This window comes from Hwanghaeella sp. 1Z406, from assembly GCF_048892425.1.
Lineage (GTDB): Bacteria > Pseudomonadota > Alphaproteobacteria > UBA8366 > Aestuariispiraceae > Pacificispira.
Genome location: NZ_JBLZHU010000009.1, coordinates 66,934 through 87,223, shown reverse-complemented (window position 1 = coordinate 87,223; position 20,290 = coordinate 66,934). Strand labels below are relative to the sequence as shown.

Sequence of the window (20,290 nt, the reverse complement as noted above, 5' to 3'; positions counted from 1 at the left end):
ACAATCTCGACGCACATCTAAGCGGCTTACTCGTTGAATGTCCCTCCCCCTTGCACTTTCCCGCTTCGCCCGTCATGAAAGGGCATCCTAGAAAGCAAGGTGAGTGCCCATGACGTCTGGATTTCCCCATAGCCCTACGGTGTTGACGATTGATCTGGACGCGGTGGCGTCGAATTGGCGGTATGTGCGGGATCTGACGGCGCATAAGCACTGTGCGGCGGTGGTGAAGGCCGATGGCTATGGGCTGGGGCTGGCCCCGGTGGCGCGGCGTCTGGCGGCAGAGGGATGCGATACTTTCTTTGTTGCGCATCTGGATGAGGGGATTGCGCTGGCAGCCGCTCTGGCACCGGGGCCAAACACAGCCTGGCAAACGCGGCCCCGCATCTGTGTGATGAACGGGCTGATGCCGGGTCAGGCGGCGGTCTATGCAGAACATGATATATGGCCCTGCCTGAACGACCTGGGACAGGTTGAGGGCTGGCAGCGTTTCTGTGGGGATCAGGGGAAGGCTCTGCCCGCCGTGCTGCATATCGATACGGGCATGAGCCGCACCGGGCTGGACCGGCTGGAAGCCCGGGTGCTGATGGAGCAGCCATCGCGACTCGATGGGATAAATCTGCGCTTTATCATGTCCCACATGGCCTGTGCCGATACGCCAGACGACCCGATGAATCGACGCCAGCAACAATACTTCGCCACCTGCCTGAAACATCTGCCAAAGGCGGCGGAAGGCGGTATGCTGGCGGCGTCCAGCGCCTCATTTCTGGGGCCGGACTGGCATTTCGACTGGATCCGTCCGGGCGTTGCCCTGTATGGCGTGCGCCCCAATAGGGTCGCGCCCAACCCGCTGAAACCGACGATCTCTCTGGATGCCAGAATCCTGCAAATCCGTCAGATTGACGCCCCGGAAAGCGTCGGATACGGTGCCAGCCATCGGGTTCAGGGACCGACCCGGATTGCCACCCTCGCGGTCGGCTATGCGGATGGGTTTCTGCGCTCCCTCAGCAACAATGCCTCTGCCTGGACAGGAGATATCGAAATGCCGATTGTCGGTCGAGTCTCCATGGATCTGATCACAGTCGATATCACCGCCGCGCCCCAAATCGGCCCGGGCGACAGCCTGAACCTGATCGGCCCGCATCAGGATGTCGATGCGGTTGCAGACAAAGCGGGCACGATCGGCTATGAAATCTTAACCTCTTTGGGCCAGCGCTATGCGCGTCACTATCTTGGCCAATCAGATGGAGAGACTGCATGAATCCGGTCCGGGCGCTGGGCGCCGGTTTTCTGAAATTCCTGGCGTCGACCGGGCGGTTGACCGTTTTTGCCCTGACCGGGATAAGCCATTGCGTGCGCCCGCCCTTCTATCCGCGCCTGATTCTGCGCCAGATCATTGATATCGGATATTATTCCCTGCCGGTGGTTGGTTTGACGACGCTGTTTGCCGGCATGGTTTTGGCCCTGCAGAGCCATACCGGCTTTGCCCGGTTTTCTGCCGAAGCGGCGATTCCTTCCGTTGTTGCGCTGTCGATTACGCGGGAATTATCGCCGGTTCTGGCGGGCCTGATGATCGCCGGGCGGATCGGGGCGGCCATGGCGGCAGAATTGGGCACGATGCGCGTCACGGAACAGGTCGATGCGCTGGAAACCCTGTCGACCAACCCGATGAAATATCTGATTGTGCCGCGCCTTCTGGCCGGGGTGACAATGCTGCCCTTCCTGGTGCTGATCGGCGATATCATGGGGATTTTCGGCGGCTATGTCGTCAGCGTGTTCAAGCTGGGCTTTAATGAACAGACCTATCTGATCAACACCTGGAACTTTATCGAGGCGCAGGACGTTATCTCCGGCCTGGTTAAGGCGGCCGTGTTCGGGTTTCTGGTGGCGCTGATGGGCTGTTATCATGGCTTTAACAGCCGCGGCGGGGCTCAGGGCGTCGGGGCGGCGACAACCAATGCTGTGGTCAGCGCCTCCATCCTGATCCTGATCGCGAATTACCTGATTACGGAGATGTTCTTCGCACAATGACCCAGGCCCCAGAAACCACCCCAAAGATCCGATTGACCGATGTGCATAAAAGCTTTGGGCAGAAGCGCATTCTGCAGGGATTCACGCTGGATGTGATGCCCCAGGAATCGGTTGTGATTATTGGCGGGTCCGGGACGGGAAAGTCGGTCATGCTGAAATGCATCCTGGGCCTGATGGAGCCGGAACAGGGGGAAATAGAAATCGATGGTCAGCCCGTCACCCATCTGTCCAAAGGGGACCGGGAAAAGGTCAATGCCAGGATTGGCATGCTGTTTCAGAATGCCGCCCTGTTTGACAGCCTGCCGGTCTGGGAAAATGTCGCTTTCGGCCTGATCCAGGGTAAAGGCATGCGGCGCGGACCGGCGAAAGAGGTTGCGATTGAAAAGCTGGCCCAGGTTGGCCTTACCGCCGATGTCGGGGCCCTGTCCCCGGCGGAACTGTCTGGCGGGATGCGCAAACGTGTCGGGCTGGCGCGCGCCATTGCCGGTGACCCCGATATCATCTTCTTTGACGAGCCGACGACGGGCCTGGACCCGATCATGGGCCATGTGATTGACGAACTGATCGTTAAATGTGTGAAACAGGTCGGCGCGACGGCGATCACCATCACCCATGACATGGCCAGCGCCAGACGCATCGCCGACCGCATGGCGATGCTGTATCAGGGCAAGGTGATCTGGGACGGCCCGGTCGCGAATATCGACCATTCTGGCAATCCCTATGTTGACCAATTCATCACCGGCAGCGCCGAAGGTCCGATCAAGATGGAACTGCGAAAACTATAGCCATGGCAGCGATGCACAAAGCGAACGATGTCGCCCTCTACCGTGCTCCCGGAGGTAATCCGGCGTCCATCACGGCTCGTGGCATTTTGTGCGATTGGCCAAGGCGTCGCGCCTGCGCGGAGATGCCAACAAGAGTTGAAGAGTTGATCCCTCTCCCCTTAAAGGGGGGAGCCTCATATCTTACCCCTCCCCCCTTGAGGGGGGGAGCCCCATATTTTACCCCTCCCCCCTTGAGGGGGGGAGCCCCATATCTTACCCCTCCCCCCTTGAGGGGGGGAGCCCCATATTTTACCCCTCCCCCCTTGAGGGGGGGAGGTTGGGAGGGGGGTGATCTCTCCTCCGCAATCCAGTCTGATACAGGCAAAGGCCTTGCGGCCTTGTCACCCCCACCCCGACCCTCCCCCCTCAAGGGGGAGGGAAAGACAGAGCCATCCTCCCCCCTCAAGGGGGAGGGAAAACAGAGGCATCCTCCCTCCTCAAAAGAGACGGGGCATGAGCAATGGTTGCCAATTTCATGGATCCCTGACGTCAGGCGGTCGCTTCATGGCTAAACCGCAGAAAAGATTCGTCTGTCAGGAATGCGGGGCGGTGACACCGCGCTGGGCAGGCAAGTGCGATGCCTGTGAGGCGTGGAATTCCATTGTAGAGGAAACCGTTGAGGCGACCCCGATTGGCGGGGGCAAGCGATCCGGGTCCGGGGGGTCGGGTAAGGCCCTGGATTTCGTTGGCTTGAAAGGCGACAGCGAACAACGACCCCGCCTGAAATCCGGTATTGATGAACTAGATCGCGTTCTGGGGGGCGGGCTGGTTGATGGGTCCGCAACCTTGATTGGCGGAGATCCGGGCATTGGGAAATCCACCTTACTGCTGCAGGCCGCCGCAGCGTTAAGCGCCCATGCCAGCGTCGCCTATATCTCTGGCGAGGAAGCGATTGAACAGATCCGCATGCGCGCCCAGCGGCTGAATGTGTCTGACACAAAGGTGGAACTGGCAGCGGCGACCTCTGTGCGCGATATCCTGGCCTCCCTGGATCGACCCGACGGGGCGCGGGTGGCAGTCATTGATTCCATTCAGACCATGTATGTCGACCTGCTGGATTCCGCACCCGGCACGGTTGGTCAGGTTCGCGCCAGCGCCCAGGAATTGATCCGCGTGGCAAAGCGTCGTGGCACGGCAATCCTGTTGGTGGGCCATGTGACCAAAGAAGGGGCAATCGCCGGGCCTCGCGTGCTGGAACATATGGTCGATACGGTCCTGTATTTTGAAGGGGAGCGCGGCCATCCCTTCCGCATTCTGCGCGGGGTTAAGAATCGCTTTGGCCCAACAGACGAAATCGGCGTCTTTGATATGACAGAACGCGGGTTGGAAGAGGTTAAGAACCCCTCTGCCCTGTTTCTGGCGGATCGACAGGATGGCGTTGCGGGGGCAGCCGTCTTTGCGGGGATAGAGGGATCGCGCCCGATGCTGGTGGAAATCCAGGCTCTGGTGGCTCCATCTGCCTTGGGAACCCCACGCCGCGCCGTCGTTGGATGGGACAGCAACCGCCTGGCGATGCTGTTGGCTGTGTTAGAAGCGCGCGGGGGGCTGGATTTATCTGGTCGAGATGTCTATTTGAACGTCGCAGGCGGCCTGCGAATCGGCGAACCTGCTGCAGACTTGGCCGTGGCGGCGGCGATTGTGTCCTCGCTGACCGGAATTCCAGTGCCGATGCGCACGGTCGTTTTTGGCGAAGTCGGCCTGTCTGGTGAGGTTCGCGCGGTCGGTCGACCGGATGCGCGCCTTAAAGAGGCCGGAAAACTGGGCTTTACCCGCGCCATCGCGCCGAAAGGCCGGGCTGCGAAAGAAAGTAAGGCGGATGATATTGCGATCAACGCGATCAGTGATGTGTCGCAATTGATCCGTGATTTGGAATCGTCCAGCGATGGGCCAATTCGTATTCTGGACGCGGACGCCAGGCGGTAGTACCAAACGGTGTTTGTTTAACTGGGTACCTGAAACTTTTTTCCCATCCGTCTTTCATGCTTTGAAAGACGGGACTGGGCGGAGGTCTTGAATGGACAGCCTTCCCTTCACCACGACCGATATGGTGGTTCTGGGCAGCATCGCGCTGTTTGGTTTGCTGGCGGCCTATTGGGGGTTCGTTGGATTGGTCACCGGCATTGGGGCCTGGGTCGGGGCCCTGACGGTCACGGTGCTGGGCTATCCCCATGCACAGGCCTTCGCGCGGGAACAGATTTCTCAGGAATTATTCGCCGATATTGCAGCCGGTGCGGCGCTTTTTGCCGGGTCGCTGGTGATCCTGATGATCTTAAGCTCCATCCTGTCCCATGTGGCAAAAGAAAGCCCGTTGGGATCAATCAATCGCGCCTTGGGATTTGTCGCGGGGCTTGGGGTCGGGTATGTATTGGCGTGCATCATCCTGCTGGGAGCCGTCCTGATTTTTAACGAATCCTCAATCCCGCAAAGCGTAAGAGACAGCCGATCCTATACCCTGGTTCGGGTCGGCGGTGTTACGATCCTGGAATCGCTGCCAAAAGACGTTGGCGGCTATATTCTGGAAAAGCTGGAAAAAGGTCGCCAGACAGTAAACACAGTGGAAGATGTCCAACGCGTCATGCAGCCGCCCGTCGATAGCGGCAAAAAAGCGGGGGAGGCTGGTTATTCCTCATCCCAGAATGACAGTCTGCAAAATGTAATCGACAGCTCGGCCAACCAATAGGACCTGACACGATGACCCTAGACGTCAGTACGAACCCTTTCGACGATGACAAGTTCCATGAGGAATGTGCCGTCTTTGGTATCTTCGGCACCGAAGATGCCTCAAAACACACAGCGCTGGGCCTGCATGCCCTGCAGCATCGCGGACAGGAGGCGACGGGCATTGTCTCCTTTGACGGCAAAGAATTTCATGCCCACCGGGAAACCGGTCAGGTCGGTGATGTCTTTGATAAAAATCGGGGCATTGTTGAAAAGCTGAAAGGCTTTGCCGCCATCGGACATAACCGATACTCCACCACCGGCGGCGATATGGTGCGCAACATCCAGCCCCTGTTTGCGGATTTTGAATTCGGGGGCCTGGCCGTTGCCCATAATGGCAACCTGACCAACGCGCTGCGGCTGCGTAAGGAATTGGTGAAACACGGCGCAATTTTCCAATCAACGACGGATACGGAAACCCTGATCCATTTGATGGCCCATGCCCAGGGCAACCTGACCGAACGTCTGGTCGCCGCCCTGCGTCGCGTTGAAGGGGCCTATTCCCTGGTCTGCATGAGCCGTAAAAAGCTGATCGGCGTGCGCGATCCAATGGGCGTGCGCCCGCTGGTTCTGGGGAAATTAAGCGAGCCATCCAAAGACTCAACGGCCTATATTCTGGCGTCTGAAACCTGTGGCCTGGACATTATGGGGGCGGAAAAAGTCCGCGATGTCCTGCCCGGCGAATTGATCGTCATTGACGAAAAGGGCGTCCACAGCCAATTCCCCTTCCCTAAAATGGCGGAACGGTTCTGTGTATTTGAATATATCTATTTCTCACGCCCTGACAGCATTGTGGAAGGCCATTCAGTCTATACCGCGCGCAAGGCGATTGGCCGTGAACTGGCCCGGGAACATCCAGTCGAAGCGGATGTGATCGTCCCGATCCCGGATTCCGGGGTGCCCAGCGCCATCGGATATGCGGAAGAAAGCGGCGTCCCGTTCGAGTACGGCATCATTCGCAATCACTATGTCGGGCGCACCTTTATTGAGCCGACCGATGAAATCCGGCATTTGGGCGTGAAGCTGAAACACAATGCCAATCGCGCGGTGATTGAAGGCAAGCGGGTCGTGCTGATCGATGATTCCATCGTGCGCGGCACCACATCGCGCAAGATTGTCGAAATGATCCGTGCCGCCGGGGCAACGGCGGTTCATATGTGCATCGCCAGCCCGCCAACCACATACAGCTGTTACTATGGGGTCGACACGCCGGAGCGCAGCCAGTTGATGGCAGCCCGCATGAGCCATGAAGAAATGCGCCAGGCCATTGGCTGTGACACACTGACCTTTATCACCATGGATGGCCTGTATCGCGCAATGGGCCATACGGGTCGCGACCCGGCAAAGCCGGCCTATTGCGACGCCTGCTTTTCTGGTGATTACCCGATCCGCCTGACGGATTTCGGTGACAGCGGGGGTCAGCCAGCGCAGCTCTCGTTGTTGAGAGAACAGAAAGCAGGATAGTTTACATGACAAAACGCCTTGAAGGACGTCTCGCCCTCATCACCGGGGCCAGCCGAGGGCTGGGTGCTGCGGTGGCCAAGCGATTTGCTGCGGAAGGGGCGCATGTCATTCTGACCGCCCGCACGGTCGGAGGCCTGGAAGAAATTGATGACGAAATCCGCAAGGCCGGCGGAAAAGCCACTCTGGCGCCGATGGATCTATTTGAGCCAGACAATATCGACCGAATGGCAGCTTCCATTCATGAGCGGTTCGGCAAGTTGGATATCCTGGTCAGTGCGGCGGCGCAATTGGGTGTCCTGACCCCCACCCACCATCTGGACCAGAAGACCTGGGATCGCACGCTGCACCTGAACCTGACGGTCAATCAGCGGCTGATCCGCGCCTATGACCCATTGCTGCGCCTGTCCCCATCGGGTCGCGCAATATTTGTCACCTGTCAGGTCGCCAGCCAGCCCAAAGCGTTCTGGAGTGTCTATGCAGCCAGCAAGGCAGGCCTGGAAAGCCTGGTGAAATGTTATCAGTTGGAGGTTCAGAAGACCGCGCTTGGCATTCATCTGATTGACCCGGGTCCGCTGACAACCAACCTAAGGGCGGAAGCCTATCCGGGTGAGGAAAAAGGGACCCATCCTTATCCTGATGATCCCGCTATCACTGATCTTTTCGTGGATCACGCGGCAGCGCCAAGCCTGCAATAGTTCCGTTATGTTTCTGGCAGGATGCGTCCGTCTTCCATTGTGATGATGCGGTCTGCCATGTCCATAATACGGGGATCGTGGGTCACCATCAGGGTGGTTGTACCCCGTTTTTTTCCCAATCGTTTCAGCAGCGCGACAACCTCATAGCCACTGTCTTTATCCAGGGCGGCCGTTGGTTCATCCGCCAGAATCACATCAGGATTGCCAACCAGCGCACGGGCAACCGCCACGCGTTGTTTTTGTCCCCCGGACAGATTGCCCGGCAAATAATCCATCCGATCCTGCAGCCCCATCAAGATAAGGCAGCGGCTGGCTGCCGACCTCCAATCGCGCATTGCGATCGGACCATGTACTTCCAATCCCATGCGGACATTCTGCATGGCCGTCAGACTTTCATGCAGGTTATGTGCTTGAAAGATAAAGCCCAACCGTTTTCGGGACTGAATCATTAGCGCTTCATCCGCGCCTTGCAATTCATGCCCCATCAGCAGGGCGCTGCCGTCCTGAATTACACGCAGACACCCGATCAGGGTCAGCAAAGTGGTTTTCCCGGAGCCCGACGCCCCCATCAGGATAACCAACTGGCCTGTTTCAATAGTCAGGTCGATATTAAACAGAACCTGCTTACGGGCCTCTCCCTCCCCGAACCAATGGTTTAACCCCTTGATCTGAATGGATGGATACGTCTGCGCCATAGGCCCCCCTAAAACAAATCGGCCGGATCGGCGCGCACTAGACGCCTGGTCGCGATAGCGCCTGATATCGTACACATAGCGATGGTCCCGATCAGGATATAGATCGGTCGGGCCGCGGTCATATAGATTGGCAACCCCGTACCGATCTCCACCAGTTTGTACAATCCCATGGAAATCAATACGCTGGGAACAAAGCCAAACAAGGCCAGAATCAGTGCTTCTTCAAACACAATACCGATAAAGAACCAAGGACCATATCCGATCGCCTTAAAGGTTGCATATTCCCTCAAGTGATCGGCGACATCACTGGACAAAACCTGATAGACAATGATCACACCGACCAATGTTCCAATGATGATGCCGAACCCAAACACAACGCCAACCGGTTTCTGGGTGGTTTGAAAATTCTGATCTTTCTGAACCGCCTGTGCAATTGTCCGGACCTGTGTGTCCGATGCAGGCAGCACCGCCCTCAATTTCGGCAGGATATCAGCAATCACCACGCCAGAGTCCACCCGCACCAGTATAAAGTTTGGTGCCCCGGCAACACGCTGTGGAAATAGTTTCAAGAATGTCTGATCAGAGACAATAAGATGTCCATCCGCCCCGAATCCACCCCCAATGCCAAAAGTGCCATAAACTGTGATGCGGCGGCCTTTTGTTTCGAACTCATAGGGGTGTCCACTATCAATGCGGTCAAACAGATCAGCCGGCAGAACATTGCGGGTCTTGTGATCAATCAAGGCTGTATCCGAAAGCATCAGATCCGCCTGCCGCTTGTTGATATCATCAGATCGAAATACGTTCGCTGTTGGATCAATGCCAAAAACGTTTAAGGCGCGCTCTGTTCCATCGGGTTGTTTCCAATCGATCTTGCCAAGTAAAAGGGCTGTTGCCTGCGCAACTCCTGGCACGCCAAGGGCCTGATACATCCGCTGTCTGGGGACCGGGCTGCCGTCAGTCAGAGTATTTGTGTCCGACGCGCTTATCAGCAGATCTGCATCCATTTCCGTATAGGGCATCCGAATGCTTTCCAACAGCGCTCCAAAGAAGCCGATTTGCATAAAAACCAGAACATTGGCAAAGGCGACACCGGCAAGTGCGGCAGCAAAGCGCGCCCGATTATGGCGCAATTGCAACCAGCCAATTGGCAATCGTCCGAACAACGCCGTCAGCAGCGCGGTCACGGTCTTACCGCGCCGGCCGTGACCGCAATTCGCGCGGTAACCTGCAGATTTGTATAGCGCTGGGCGATAACCGACGCGTCCGGTGACAGTTTAACCGTCACCGTCACCACCCGGGCATCCGTATTTGCGGCCGGGTCACTATCGGTAACGGTTTGCGGCTTCACCTGATATCCAATTTTCTCGACGATCCCCTCCAGGGGATTGGGCAAAGCATCCGACTCAATTGTGACCGAAGCCCCCACCGCCACAGCGGCAATCATGGATTGATAGACCTCAACCTCTGCTGTCATTTGGTCAATATTACCCAGTTTCAGCAATCCTTTGGATCCGGGCCTTTCACCCACTCTGACATCCAGACTAAGAATTGTGCCCGATGAGGGGGCCCAGACGTAGGCATCGTCCAATTGCGCCTCCGAACGGCGCAATTCAGCTTGTGCTGCGGCCAGTTCCCGAGTCGCGACCACCACATCTTTCTGCATCTGTAATTCGGTGAAATCGTACCTGGATAATTTGGCTCGGGCGCTTTCCACATCCTGAACCGATTGTTCATAGGCCGTACGCTTGGCTTCAAAAACAGCCGCGGTTGCATATCCCTTTTCTTTCAGATCCCGGAACCGCTCAAAATCACTTTTCGCTGTGCTGACGGCGGCCTCTGCACGCGATAGGGCAGCCTTGGCTTCAGCCCGATTTGCCATAACGGTATCACGTATTTCCGCCAAATTCGCTTGACGGGTTTCAACTGTCGCCACGGCCGCATCGACCGCCGCCTTTAACTTCTTTTCCGTGTCCAACGTGGCCAACAGGGTTCCTGCGGTCACGCGCTCCCCCTCTATCACATGCAATTGTGCAACACGCGCATCCCCGGCCTGAGAAGGCATGGCGACAATTGTGACATCGCCATCCGGAATCAATTTCCCCAGACCGACAATCGTATCCGGCAGCGTGTCCTTCGATGGAGATTCTGGCGGTCGATCCACAGGCAGAGCAATGGGATGGGATGTACCCGCCCCCGGCTCAAGGCCTGTAATCTGCATGAATTTCTGCAATCCGGGTGGCTGGAAATACAGGCCAATAAACCCACCAATACCAATCAACAGAACGACCAGCGGGATAAACCTTAATTTTTTCAAGCCTGACAGGAAGGTCCTTCTGCGCGGTTTCTCGTGATCTTGCGCTGCACGGTCCACAGCAAGCAATGGCAGATCACCACTGTCCTTTTGGGACAATACCGCCGTCTTGTCTGGCCCACCGGGGGTATTTGGATTCGATCCGCGCTCTTTCATGCCCCCAATCCCAACCCTTCAGGTCCAATCACAAACTGATATTCCTAAAATACAAACATAAACACCATAGCGTCGAATGCGGACATTAATACGACGGTTTCAGGGACATAATATCAAAGAACTCCTTAATGAAGCATCATGCAGACTGCAGGCGATCCACCTATAAACAACGCCCCAAAAATCCAATCTGTACCCCGGCCTCGCACCTTTGAGCGCGACATCTAAGCGTCAACGCACCCAGGCCCAATCACCAATTACGGACGCTATTCAAATTTCATTCCATTCATATTGACTGACCAGTCAGTCATAGCATAGACTCTTCGCACTTTTCAAGTTCAGAGACAGGATCAAAGGGAGGAGTCAGGTTCCCTCGATGAAATGGAGGTTTTCTTGAACGGCGCGTCCCCTAAAGCCAGCCAAAAAAGACAGCGCATGACGACAGATCAACGCCGTGAAGCCATTTTAAAGGCTGGACTGGATATCTTTGCCGCAGAGGGATTTAATGCTGCAAAACTGGATACTGTGGCGCAGAGGGCTGGTGTAGCAAAAGGAACCATCTATGTGCACTTCAAAGATAAACAGGACCTGTTTGAACAAATCATTCTAGAGGCTGTTTCACCTATCATCACCAGAATAGAATCAATCACAGACCTGCCGGAGGTTCCAACCGCTGTCCTGCTCGCAACGGTGTATCAAGACTTCCAGACCGATATTCTGGAAACTGAAAAGAAACACATCATATGTCTCGTGCTGAAAGAGGGGGCTAATTTCCCCGCCATAGCAACCTTCTACCACCGGGAAGTGATCACCAAAGTCACAGCCGTTCTAAATACCGTTATAGAACGCGCCTTAAACCGTGGGGAGGCCCTGTCATCGGCAGTTCGGAATTTTCCCCACCTGATCATCGCCCCGTTGATATTGTCCCTGATTTGGGATGATCTTTTTGCAGAGATTGACCCGCTTGACGTGGGTGCCTTGTTGGAAGCCCACCAGAAACTGCTAATGCCAGACTCAGGTTAGAAACCCTTACCGCAGTTTCTTGAGTTCCCATTCGCCGCGACAATATTTGTGGGTCCACTCTCCTTGGGCAGTGTTCTTTTGGAATGTCCCGGTGAATTCAGCATCCGTGGCACCCTGGACACCCGTCAGCTTGATGCCCGCGACCGTGCCGTCTTCTGCGACAGTGCCCGTGAAGTTGCCTCGCCCCAAGGGCAGGCGCAATTCCCCATACAGCTGACCATTCTCGACCTTCACCCGCAATCCCCCGCGCGCGATATAGCAATCTTCTGTGCGGAGCGAGACACTTAACTGGCCAACCCAGGCCCCATCAAATTCTGTCGATGTAGGGGTAAACAGCCGCGTCGCATCACAGGCCGCCAAGCCAATTAGGGCCATGGCAAGTATAATTCGGACCACAAGCTGGCGGATGCTATGGAACTGATGTGAAAGCATTGTTTGCCTGATCCCCTATCGTTTCTGCGGTTGGAAGGGATTCTTGCCCTGGCGCAGATTCAACCGCAACGGCACGCCATCCATTCCAAAATCACTGCGCAATCCATTGGTTAAATACCGGATATACGCTTCCGGCAGGTTTTCCGCCTGGGACGCGAAGATCGCAAAGGTCGGCGGTCGGATTTTCACCTGGGTCATATAGCGGATCTTAATCCGACGCCCTTTTGCCAGGGGTGGCGGATGGGCCGCAACCATGCCTTCCAGCCAGGTATTCAGCTTGGCGGTAGAAATTCGCTTGTTCCAGATTTTGTGGATACGGAATGCTTCGGCCAGCAGCTTGTCCAGATTCCGGCCCTGTAACGCAGAAATCGTTACCACAGAGACGCCCTTCAACTGGGTCAGAGATGTCTGCAACCGGTCTTTCAGCTTCTGTAACTGCTCAAGGCGGTTTTCCACCGCATCCCATTTATTGGCCGCAATGATCAAGGCGCGACCTTCCTCAATCACCTGTCGCGCGATCGTCAGATCCTGCTTTTCCAGCATATCATCGGCATCCAACACCAGCACGACGACCTCTGCGAAATCAATCGTGCGGCGGGTATCGGCGGCGGATAGACGCTCAACCTTTTCAGAGACACGGGCACGCTTACGCAGGCCTGCCGTATCAACCATGCGCAGATGCTTATCCTTCCAGACCCAATCTACGGCAATCGAATCCCGGGTGATCCCGGCTTCCGGACCGGTCAACAGGCGGTCTTCACCCAGATAGCGGTTGATCAGGGTCGATTTTCCCACATTCGGGCGCCCCACAATCGCGATTTGAAGGGGGCGTTCGGGCGAGCCTGCTTCCGGTCGCTCGTCCTCTGCGGTTTCTTCAGCATCGGGGTCCAGATCAACATCCAGGTCCGGCATTTGAAGGCCCGGCAAGGATTTGGCGCGGTCCTTCACATAGGGCTTCAAGGCATCATACAGTTCTGACAACCCCTCGCCATGTTCCGCAGAAAAGGCGATCGGCTCCCCCAGCCCTAATGAGAAGGATTCCATCAGCCCAGACTGCGCGGCGCGGCCCTCGCATTTATTGGCGATCAGGATTATTGGTGTCTTGCCCTTGCGCAACAGATTGGCGAAACGCTCATCCAGCGGGGTTATGCCTGCACGGGCATCCACCATCAGCAAGGCGACATCCGCATCAACAATGGCGCGTTCCGTCTGACGGCGCATGCGCGCTTCCAGGCTGTCGTCGGTTGCGTCCTCAAACCCGGCCGTATCAAAGATACGAAAGCGCAATTCGGCCAGACTGCCATCGCCTTCGCGCCGATCACGGGTGACACCGGGCGTATCGTCTACGATCGCCAGACGCTTCCCAACCAAACGATTAAACAAAGTGGATTTGCCGACATTCGGGCGGCCCACAATGGCGACAATGGCCATGGCCGATGACTTTCTACAGGTTGCAGTTTCGCCGCGACGCCATAATCAGCGCAGCGCGATTAGATTACCAGCATCCGTCTGAACATAGACAATGCCGTTCGCCACAATCGGCGGCACATAAATCGGGTCCCCCAGATCAATCCGACCCAACGGTTTCCCGTCATAGGGAGATACGGACCACAATTCCCCAAGCGAATTACCCAATAGCAGGCGATCAGACACCAGGACCGGTCCCGCCCATGTTATCGGGTCTTCCAAATCTTCTGGATCTTCAAAATTAGGCAAGGGCGTTGCCCAGCGCACCCGACCGCCCTGACGCGTCATGCACAGAATGGTTTGATCCAGGGTGACGACATACAAAAATTCCCCGGCGATCCAGGGTGTTTGCACCCCACCTATGCGGCGATCCCAGATACGCGATCCCGATGCCAAGTCAAAGCCCACCATGCGCCCACCGTGGCTGATCGCATAAACAATGCCGCGATCCACAATCGGGCGGGCACGAATATCCGCCAAGGATGCCAAGGCATCACTGCGCCGCGCGGATACCAGACTGTCGGACCAGTTCGGTCTTCCGGTGGCAAGACGCAGGGAAAACAGTTCCCCGGATGAATAGGGGACGACGGCCGTGCGGTCCGTGATCGCCGCGCTAGCGCCACCTAACAGACCAGCCGTTTCGGCGAAACCTGCATGGAACCAGATCGACTCCCCGGTATCCGCATTATACGCGGTAACACGGTTGTCTATGGAAATCGCCAGAACCTTGCCTTCACCAACAGAAGGGGCCGCCCGGATCGGGCCCGGCGCAGTGGCATCCCAAATCAGTTGCCCGGTCTGCGCATTCAGGGCGAAAACATGCGCATATCCCGTGGTGACAAAGATCATGTGGTCGGCGTAAGAAACACCCCCACCGAACGCATCGCCATCCCGATCCGGCACTTCTGCCTCATACTCCCAGATCGGCTTCCCGGTTTCAGCATCAAACGCCCGAACCTCAAAATCGGCATCCATTGTATAGACCCGGCCTTCTGCGACAATCGGCCCAGACAGCAAGCGGCGGTTTCCATCGGACCCGCTCCCAATATCAACGCGCCACGCAACCTTCAGTTCATCACTGGATTTTAGATGATGCATCGCATGATCAGGATACCCACCGCCTTGAGGCCAGGAATCATTCATGTAAGGGGGCGGCAATTTCACACGCAAGTCCGATAGGCGCGGATCCGGCTCAGCATCAGTGTCTTGTACCATGATGGAGATACGCTTGCCCGGCAGCGGCGGTGCTTCGGAATCCCCGAACCAACTGCATCCGCCCACCGCGAATACCAGCCCAGAAAGGACGATCCATGCGGCCAGACGATGCGCTTTTCTTACTGCTTGCTGTTTCATGCCTACCTAACTTTCACATCATGGACGCAATTGGCCTGTGGAGTCAGCCTCAGGATTTGATAGCCTGAAGAATCTCTGCCGCCTGCCCACGGGCACTGGTCGGCGCGCCGTCATCATCGGCAACCTTCGTCAGATAGTCTTGAGCCAAGGCCATATCACCAGACGTTAACGCCAGAGAGGCACCAACCATGCGCGCCGTATAGCGCCAGGGTTCGCCATCCGCAGCCAAAGGTTCAATCCGCGCCAACAGCTCGTTGGAACTCCCCCCAGCAATCCCGGAATGCATGATCGCCATGACGTCTGCCAGGTCGCGATACAATTGTTCAACGGCACTGTCGCTTGCAATTGCTTCAAAAGCGGTGGCAGCAGCGGCGTGATCCCCCGCTTCGATATGCAAGCCTGCTGCCTGGAACCGCGCGACAAGACCAATGCCCTTTTCGCCCGCCTTGGCAGCAAGATCTTCAAAGGCCTTCAGGGCATCAGCATCACTGCCGGTTCTGGCTGTCTGTTGCGCAGCGCTGTATTGATCGGCCAAGGCCCGCATCTCAGATTTCTGCTGATCCTGATACCAGGTATAGGCGCCCGCCCCCAGAACCAGAACGACACAGACGGCCAAAACATATTTACCGTATTGTTTCCACCAGATCTGTGCCTTGTCCCGACGCAGTTCTTCGTCAATTTCATTAAAAATATCGGCCACGATCTATCCACTTTCCGGTTTGTACATATACATAACGCGCGCGTTGTTGCCCCTATTTAGGCGAGCCGGACGATTTTATCCATGCCCTTTAATAAAAGCGCCCCAAAAACCATCGCTTTATAGGGTGATCCAACCCCAATCGCAATCATTGCGCCCATTTCGTCGCAGGTGGCCCAAAACTTGCTTCACAGAGGTCATGATTAATCGCGCAAATGTATTGGAGTCATGATTGATGATCAGGCCGCCGCTGAAACCCCATCGCAGGTCCGCCCCTTTTGGTATTGCAGCCGCGCTTTTTCTGCCAATGGCCCTTGGTGCCTGCGGGTCCGACCTGCTGACGCCATTTGGTGTTGCGGCGGTTACCACGGCGGTGATCATCAACGAAGACAAGACCCCGTCAGACCTTATCGCCAGTGCGGTCACCGGGCAGGATTGCGATACGATCCGGAAGAGCCGCGACAAAGGCCCCCTGTGCCGGGCGCCCCGGGAAGAAGTCATTGAAGCGCCGGTTTTCTGCTATCGAACGCTTGGCAATGTAAACTGCTTCGCAGAGCCCGACCCCTATGGCTATGACCAGCAAGAGATTAATTAGAGCGACAGGCACCATGGATACGCATGACTCTGATTACCAGCCGTCGCGGGTATAACGACGGATGGGGGCAAATCGTTACCCCGGACCCTGATCCGGGGTCCAGAGCGGCAGGCACCATGGATACGCATGAACTCAAAAAGCATTCGGTATCATTACCCCGTCATCGATTTCTCATTTCTGAAATTTGACACTTCCGTGACCGGTTAAAAATGGGCTAGGCTGAGGGTTCCTTGAGGTTACGGATACGAGGCTGATGACAGAGCTGATCGATTTTTCCGAATACCGGCGGCGCGGCGGCGGGAAACAGCGCACCTATTTCGATCAAGGCGAATTGCGACAATTACTGGCGATGTATTCCGTCCGGGTTTCCACCGGCGAATGGCGCGACTATGCCATCGACTTCAATGGCCCCGTCGCCGTGTTTTCTATTTTTCGTCACACCCATGAAACGCCGCTGTTTGCCGTTGCGAAACGGCGCAATGGAAAACATTTCGAATTCATCGTCCGGTCTGGTCGACAAACCTTGAAACGATGCAGGGAGTTATCCGAAGCCCTAAAAACCTTCGATAAACCCGTGCGGCTGATACAGAATTAAGCTCGATCCGGCATACGGTTCCAGGCATCCAGGGCGGCGATCTTATAGGCTTCGGCCAGGGTCGGATAGTTGAACGTATTTTCGACGAAATATTCCAGGGTCCCTTTCAGGTTCAGCACGGCCTGTCCGATATGGATCAGTTCCGTCGCCCCCTCCCCACAGATATGAACGCCCAGCAGACGATGGGTCTTGAGGGAAAAGATCATCTTCATCATGCCTGCATCCAGCCCCATAATGTGGCCGCGCGATGTCTCCCGGAATCTGGCGATACCGCATTCATAGGGTATTCCCCGTTCCTGCACTTCCTCTTCGGTCATGCCGACGGTTGAGATTTCCGGCACGGCATAAATACCATAGGGAAAATAGTCAGGCGGGTCCTGCATCGGCTTGCCCAACGCATGACAGGCCGCGATTCGCCCCTGCTCCATCGACGTTGAGGCCAGGCTGGGAAAACCGATCACGTCGCCGGCCGCATAGATATGGGCGACCTGCGTCTGGAAGGTTATGGGATCAACTTTCAGGCGTTTGCGACTGTCAGCGGTCAAACCGGCGGCGGCCAAATTCAGGCTGTCGGTCGCCCCTTCCCGTCCGGCGGCGAATAACAGCATGTCGGATTTCACCACCCGACCGCCCTTCAAATGCGCGATGACGCTGGGGCCGGAAACCGCGACCGATTCAATAGAACAGCCCAGCCGCAGAACCATGCCCCGGTCCCGCAATTGGTGGGTAAAATCCTCAATCAACTCACGATCCACAAAATCCAGCATCGTGTCGCGCCCTTCAATCAGCGTGACAGGCACATCCAATGCAGAAAAGATCGTCGCGTATTCGACCCCAATCACACCGGCCCCGATCACCGTCAGGCTGCGCGGCACCCGGTCCACTTCAAGAATCTCATCGCTGTCCAGAACGGAGACACCGTCAAAGGGGATCGTATCCGGGCGAAAGGGGCGCGTGCCAACGGCCAGAAGAAAACGATCCCCAGAGAAAATATGGGTTTCTCCATCTTCGCCCTGAACCTCAATCTTATGGGGCTCAATGAACTTGGCGTGACCGGGAATTGTCGTCACCTTATTGCGGGCAAATTGATGTTCCAGCACTTCAACTTCGTGATCCAGGGTTTTCAGCAAACGATGGCGCAGGTCGGTCGCTGAAATCTCCTCCTTCACGCGATAGGCACGCCCATAGAATCCGCGTTCTCTCCACCCCGACAGATTTAACACCGTCTCCCGCAGGGTTTTAGAAGGAATGGTGCCTGTATGGACCGATACGCCCCCAACCCGTCGGCCCTTTTCCACCACCAGAGCATCCGCCCCGAACTTCGCTGCCTGAATGGCCGCCCGCCGCCCGGCAGGTCCGCTGCCAATGACGATCAGATCATAATGCTGCTTCATTCTGTAAAATCCCCCAAACAGCGTTCCGCACTGCAGCAAATTTGTGGCAGGAAACGCGATGCAGGGCAAGGCTATGTCTGGTCAAGAAGAGACCCGCGCCCACAGCACGTCATCCAACCGATCCGCACCCGCCAACAGCATGACCAATCGGTCAAAACCCAGTGCCATGCCGGCTGCGGGGGGCATGGTGGCGACAGCGGTCAGGAAATCTTCATCGATTGGATAGCGATGACCATAGAGATGCGCCTTCAGGTCCATATCGGCCTGAAATCTTCGTCGCTGTTCATCCGCATTAGTCAATTCGCCAAAGCCATTCGCCAGTTCCACGCCACAGGCATAAAGCTCTACCCGTTCCGCCCAGATTGGATCGTCGGGTTTCGGACGGGCCAGGGCTGCCATGCTGATGGGATAATCGATCAGGAAGCATGGGGCGCCATCCCCCAGATGCGGTTCAATCCGGGCGTCCATCAGGCGGAAGAAGACATCATCGAAACTGTCATCCCCAGCCACCCGAATCCCCAATCGATTGGCGGTTTCGATCAGGGGCGCGACAGGTGGAGATTGTGGGTTTTCTGAGATCGTCGCGGTCAGGTCATGACCACAATATTCCGTAAAGGCCTCCGCCACCGTCAGCCGGAGAAAGGGCCCCATTGGATCACTGTGTCGATTCCCCCGCCGCAGGCCAGAGACATGACAGGCCGTTGCCAGCGCACCAATCAGTGTCTGGGCATCAGACATCAACTCCTCATACCCTGCCTGCGTGCGATACCATTCCAGCATCTTGAATTCCGGGCTGTGGGTGGGGGACCCTTCGGCATTGCGATAGACAGGACAAAGCTGCCAGATCTTCTCCATCCCGCCTGCCAGCAGCTTCTTCATCGCAAATTCCGGGCTGGTATGCAGATAGTATGGCTGGCCTGGATCATCGCTGCCGTAATGGCCTGCGGCCAACAGCCGGGTTTCAAACGCAGCCAGGTGGGGTTCCAGCCCTGGGGAGATTTGTAGGGCGGGTGTTTCCACTTCTACGAATCCCGCCGATTGGAACCAGTCGGCCAGAGCCGATTTCGCCCGCCCGCGCAGCGCCAAATTGTCTCGCCGTTTTGCCAAAGAGGCCGAAGCCCACCACGGATCGGTCATAGGATGCCTTTCAACCGCGCCGTGGTTTTGCCTGGCGCGTCTCTGCGGTTGCTCAGTCCGTCCGCTGGTGATAGACAGGCGCGCGATTCGGGGCGCGTCAGTGCGCTCCATGACAAAGGAAGTGAAATCATGAAAGTCAACGCGATCAACCTTCGGCCGGGTAATGCCTTCCTGCAGGATGGCAAGCTCTTGGTCGTGATTAAGAACGAGATCAACCAGCCGGGCAAGGGCGCATCTGTCGCCCAGATCGAAGCCCGCGACGCGCGCACCGGCACCAAGACCAGCCTGCGGTATCGCACCCAGGAAGCCGTGGAAAGCGCCGACCTGTTCGAAACCGACTATACCTTCCTGTATGACGACGGCGAAAAGCTGCACTTTATGGATGGCGAAACCTTCGAACAAATGGAAGTCGAACACGCTGTGCTGGGCGATCAGGTTCCCTTTTTGCAGGAAAACATGACGGTCCAAATCAAGACCTATGAAGGGGCCCCAATCTCTGCCACGCTGCCGGGCAAGGTCACCCTGGAAGTGGTCGAAGCCGACCCGGTCGTAAAAGGCCAGACACAGTCTTCTTCCTATAAGCCCGCCAAACTGTCGAATGGCGTCAGCACCTTGGTGCCGCCGCATATCGATGCCGGCACACGTATTGTTGTTAACACATTGGACGGTTCTTACGTCGAACGCGCCAAAGACTAAGGATTTGATC

The 20,290-nt window shown here is 56.5% G+C and carries 20 protein-coding genes; 11 read left to right on the top strand and 9 right to left on the bottom strand.

The genetic code is table 11. The features are described 5' to 3' along the window. The first annotated feature begins 109 nt into the window (after positions 1–109). From alr to ACOSDR_RS16740, 7 genes are all read left to right on the top strand, one after another. Complete coding sequence (gene alr / locus ACOSDR_RS16770; RefSeq protein WP_420731961.1) at positions 110–1,258, top strand: alanine racemase; 1,149 nt, start codon at positions 110–112, stop codon at positions 1,256–1,258. Then, positions 1,255–2,028: an MlaE family ABC transporter permease gene (locus ACOSDR_RS16765; RefSeq protein WP_420731960.1), complete on the top strand. Its 774-nt coding sequence runs from the start codon at positions 1,255–1,257 to the stop codon at positions 2,026–2,028. The genes alr and ACOSDR_RS16765 overlap by 4 nt, the downstream gene beginning before the upstream one ends. Beyond that, complete coding sequence (locus tag ACOSDR_RS16760) at positions 2,025–2,813, top strand: ABC transporter ATP-binding protein (protein WP_420725262.1); 789 nt, start codon at positions 2,025–2,027, stop codon at positions 2,811–2,813. Before ACOSDR_RS16765 ends, ACOSDR_RS16760 begins: the two co-directional genes overlap by 4 nt. Positions 2,814–3,356: 543 nt before the next feature. After that, on the top strand, positions 3,357–4,775 hold the full coding sequence (gene radA / locus ACOSDR_RS16755; protein WP_420732031.1) for a DNA repair protein RadA: 1,419 nt from the start codon (positions 3,357–3,359) through the stop codon (positions 4,773–4,775). A 91-nt stretch (positions 4,776–4,866) separates the two neighbouring features. Then, the gene (locus ACOSDR_RS16750) at positions 4,867–5,532 is read left to right on the top strand and encodes a CvpA family protein (protein ID WP_420725263.1); all 666 of its coding nucleotides are present in this window, start codon (positions 4,867–4,869) and stop codon (positions 5,530–5,532) included. Between the two features lie 11 nt (positions 5,533–5,543). After that, the gene (gene purF, locus ACOSDR_RS16745; RefSeq protein ID WP_420725264.1) at positions 5,544–7,034 is read left to right on the top strand and encodes an amidophosphoribosyltransferase; all 1,491 of its coding nucleotides are present in this window, start codon (positions 5,544–5,546) and stop codon (positions 7,032–7,034) included. Between the two features lie 5 nt (positions 7,035–7,039). After that, a complete protein-coding gene (locus ACOSDR_RS16740) occupies positions 7,040–7,729 on the top strand; it encodes an SDR family NAD(P)-dependent oxidoreductase (RefSeq protein ID WP_420731959.1) in 690 nt (229 codons plus the stop codon). 5 nt (positions 7,730–7,734) lie between these two features. Here the strand turns inward: ACOSDR_RS16740 and ACOSDR_RS16735 are convergent, their stop codons facing one another. Genes ACOSDR_RS16735 through ACOSDR_RS16725 form a run of 3 tightly spaced genes read right to left on the bottom strand, consistent with a single transcriptional unit; the run spans position 7,735 to position 10,894 of the window. Continuing rightward, entirely contained in the window at positions 7,735–8,424 is a 690-nt protein-coding gene (locus ACOSDR_RS16735) for an ATP-binding cassette domain-containing protein (RefSeq protein ID WP_420725266.1), read from the bottom strand. Positions 8,425–8,432: 8 nt separating this feature from the next. Continuing rightward, a complete protein-coding gene (devC, locus tag ACOSDR_RS16730; protein ID WP_420725267.1) occupies positions 8,433–9,611 on the bottom strand; it encodes an ABC transporter permease DevC in 1,179 nt (392 codons plus the stop codon). Next, positions 9,608–10,894, bottom strand: coding sequence for an HlyD family efflux transporter periplasmic adaptor subunit (locus ACOSDR_RS16725; protein WP_420725268.1), 1,287 nt, complete (start codon positions 10,892–10,894; stop codon positions 9,608–9,610). Before ACOSDR_RS16725 ends, devC begins: the two co-directional genes overlap by 4 nt. 432 nt (positions 10,895–11,326) lie before the next feature. Here ACOSDR_RS16725 and ACOSDR_RS16720 point away from each other — a divergent pair, with 432 nt between their 5' ends. Beyond that, positions 11,327–11,914 carry a TetR/AcrR family transcriptional regulator gene (locus ACOSDR_RS16720; RefSeq protein WP_420731958.1) on the top strand — a complete coding sequence of 196 codons (588 nt, stop codon included), beginning with the start codon at positions 11,327–11,329 and terminating at the stop codon, positions 11,912–11,914. Between the two features lie 6 nt (positions 11,915–11,920). On the opposite strand, the gene ACOSDR_RS16715 is transcribed toward ACOSDR_RS16720, so the two are convergent. From ACOSDR_RS16715 to ACOSDR_RS16700, 4 genes are read right to left on the bottom strand one after another with little or no spacing between them, the layout of a single operon-like run. Continuing rightward, positions 11,921–12,346, bottom strand: a complete 426-nt coding sequence (locus tag ACOSDR_RS16715; protein ID WP_420731957.1) for a hypothetical protein — start codon at positions 12,344–12,346, stop codon at positions 11,921–11,923. A gap of 15 nt (positions 12,347–12,361) precedes the next feature. Then, complete coding sequence (der, locus tag ACOSDR_RS16710) at positions 12,362–13,777, bottom strand: ribosome biogenesis GTPase Der (protein WP_420731956.1); 1,416 nt, start codon at positions 13,775–13,777, stop codon at positions 12,362–12,364. 45 nt (positions 13,778–13,822) lie between these two features. Further along, positions 13,823–15,166, bottom strand: coding sequence for a PQQ-binding-like beta-propeller repeat protein (locus ACOSDR_RS16705; RefSeq protein ID WP_420725272.1), 1,344 nt, complete (start codon positions 15,164–15,166; stop codon positions 13,823–13,825). A 49-nt stretch (positions 15,167–15,215) separates the two neighbouring features. Continuing rightward, positions 15,216–15,866, bottom strand: coding sequence for a tetratricopeptide repeat protein (locus ACOSDR_RS16700; RefSeq protein WP_420731955.1), 651 nt, complete (start codon positions 15,864–15,866; stop codon positions 15,216–15,218). Between the two features lie 232 nt (positions 15,867–16,098). Between ACOSDR_RS16700 and ACOSDR_RS16695 the strand changes: the two genes are divergently transcribed. Next, on the top strand, positions 16,099–16,458 hold the full coding sequence (locus ACOSDR_RS16695) for a hypothetical protein (protein ID WP_420725274.1): 360 nt from the start codon (positions 16,099–16,101) through the stop codon (positions 16,456–16,458). Positions 16,459–16,711: 253 nt separating this feature from the next. Continuing rightward, positions 16,712–17,053 carry a DUF2794 domain-containing protein gene (locus tag ACOSDR_RS16690; RefSeq protein ID WP_420725275.1) on the top strand — a complete coding sequence of 114 codons (342 nt, stop codon included), beginning with the start codon at positions 16,712–16,714 and terminating at the stop codon, positions 17,051–17,053. Here ACOSDR_RS16690 and sthA read toward each other — a convergent pair. Both sthA and epmA read right to left on the bottom strand, forming a co-directional pair. Next, the gene (sthA, locus tag ACOSDR_RS16685; protein WP_420725276.1) at positions 17,050–18,447 is read right to left on the bottom strand and encodes a Si-specific NAD(P)(+) transhydrogenase; all 1,398 of its coding nucleotides are present in this window, start codon (positions 18,445–18,447) and stop codon (positions 17,050–17,052) included. The genes ACOSDR_RS16690 and sthA overlap by 4 nt on opposite strands. Positions 18,448–18,528: 81 nt before the next feature. Beyond that, positions 18,529–19,584, bottom strand: coding sequence for an EF-P lysine aminoacylase EpmA (gene epmA / locus ACOSDR_RS16680; RefSeq protein ID WP_420731954.1), 1,056 nt, complete (start codon positions 19,582–19,584; stop codon positions 18,529–18,531). A 129-nt stretch (positions 19,585–19,713) separates the two neighbouring features. Here epmA and efp point away from each other — a divergent pair, with 129 nt between their 5' ends. After that, a complete protein-coding gene (gene efp / locus ACOSDR_RS16675) occupies positions 19,714–20,280 on the top strand; it encodes an elongation factor P (protein ID WP_420725278.1) in 567 nt (188 codons plus the stop codon). Positions 20,281–20,290: the final 10 nt, after the last annotated feature.

Excerpts from the sequence above, each read along its gene's own strand:
- efp (WP_420725278.1), top strand. The coding sequence starts at position 19,714 with ATGAAAGTCAACGCGATCAACCTTCGGCCGGGTAATGCCTTCCTGCAG.
- ACOSDR_RS16690 (WP_420725275.1), top strand. The coding sequence starts at position 16,712 with ATGACAGAGCTGATCGATTTTTCCGAATACCGGCGGCGCGGCGGCGGG.
- sthA (WP_420725276.1), bottom strand. The coding sequence starts at position 18,447 with ATGAAGCAGCATTATGATCTGATCGTCATTGGCAGCGGACCTGCCGGG.
- ACOSDR_RS16740 (WP_420731959.1), top strand. The coding sequence starts at position 7,040 with ATGACAAAACGCCTTGAAGGACGTCTCGCCCTCATCACCGGGGCCAGC.
- ACOSDR_RS16715 (WP_420731957.1), bottom strand. The coding sequence starts at position 12,346 with ATGCTTTCACATCAGTTCCATAGCATCCGCCAGCTTGTGGTCCGAATT.
- ACOSDR_RS16720 (WP_420731958.1), top strand. The coding sequence starts at position 11,327 with ATGACGACAGATCAACGCCGTGAAGCCATTTTAAAGGCTGGACTGGAT.
- ACOSDR_RS16765 (WP_420731960.1), top strand. The coding sequence starts at position 1,255 with ATGAATCCGGTCCGGGCGCTGGGCGCCGGTTTTCTGAAATTCCTGGCG.
- alr (WP_420731961.1), top strand. The coding sequence starts at position 110 with ATGACGTCTGGATTTCCCCATAGCCCTACGGTGTTGACGATTGATCTG.
- ACOSDR_RS16735 (WP_420725266.1), bottom strand. The coding sequence starts at position 8,424 with ATGGCGCAGACGTATCCATCCATTCAGATCAAGGGGTTAAACCATTGG.
- epmA (WP_420731954.1), bottom strand. The coding sequence starts at position 19,584 with ATGACCGATCCGTGGTGGGCTTCGGCCTCTTTGGCAAAACGGCGAGAC.
- radA (WP_420732031.1), top strand. The coding sequence starts at position 3,357 with ATGGCTAAACCGCAGAAAAGATTCGTCTGTCAGGAATGCGGGGCGGTG.
- ACOSDR_RS16695 (WP_420725274.1), top strand. The coding sequence starts at position 16,099 with ATGATCAGGCCGCCGCTGAAACCCCATCGCAGGTCCGCCCCTTTTGGT.
- ACOSDR_RS16705 (WP_420725272.1), bottom strand. The coding sequence starts at position 15,166 with ATGAAACAGCAAGCAGTAAGAAAAGCGCATCGTCTGGCCGCATGGATC.
- purF (WP_420725264.1), top strand. The coding sequence starts at position 5,544 with ATGACCCTAGACGTCAGTACGAACCCTTTCGACGATGACAAGTTCCAT.
- ACOSDR_RS16760 (WP_420725262.1), top strand. The coding sequence starts at position 2,025 with ATGACCCAGGCCCCAGAAACCACCCCAAAGATCCGATTGACCGATGTG.
- ACOSDR_RS16725 (WP_420725268.1), bottom strand. The coding sequence starts at position 10,894 with ATGAAAGAGCGCGGATCGAATCCAAATACCCCCGGTGGGCCAGACAAG.
- der (WP_420731956.1), bottom strand. The coding sequence starts at position 13,777 with ATGGCCATTGTCGCCATTGTGGGCCGCCCGAATGTCGGCAAATCCACT.
- ACOSDR_RS16750 (WP_420725263.1), top strand. The coding sequence starts at position 4,867 with ATGGACAGCCTTCCCTTCACCACGACCGATATGGTGGTTCTGGGCAGC.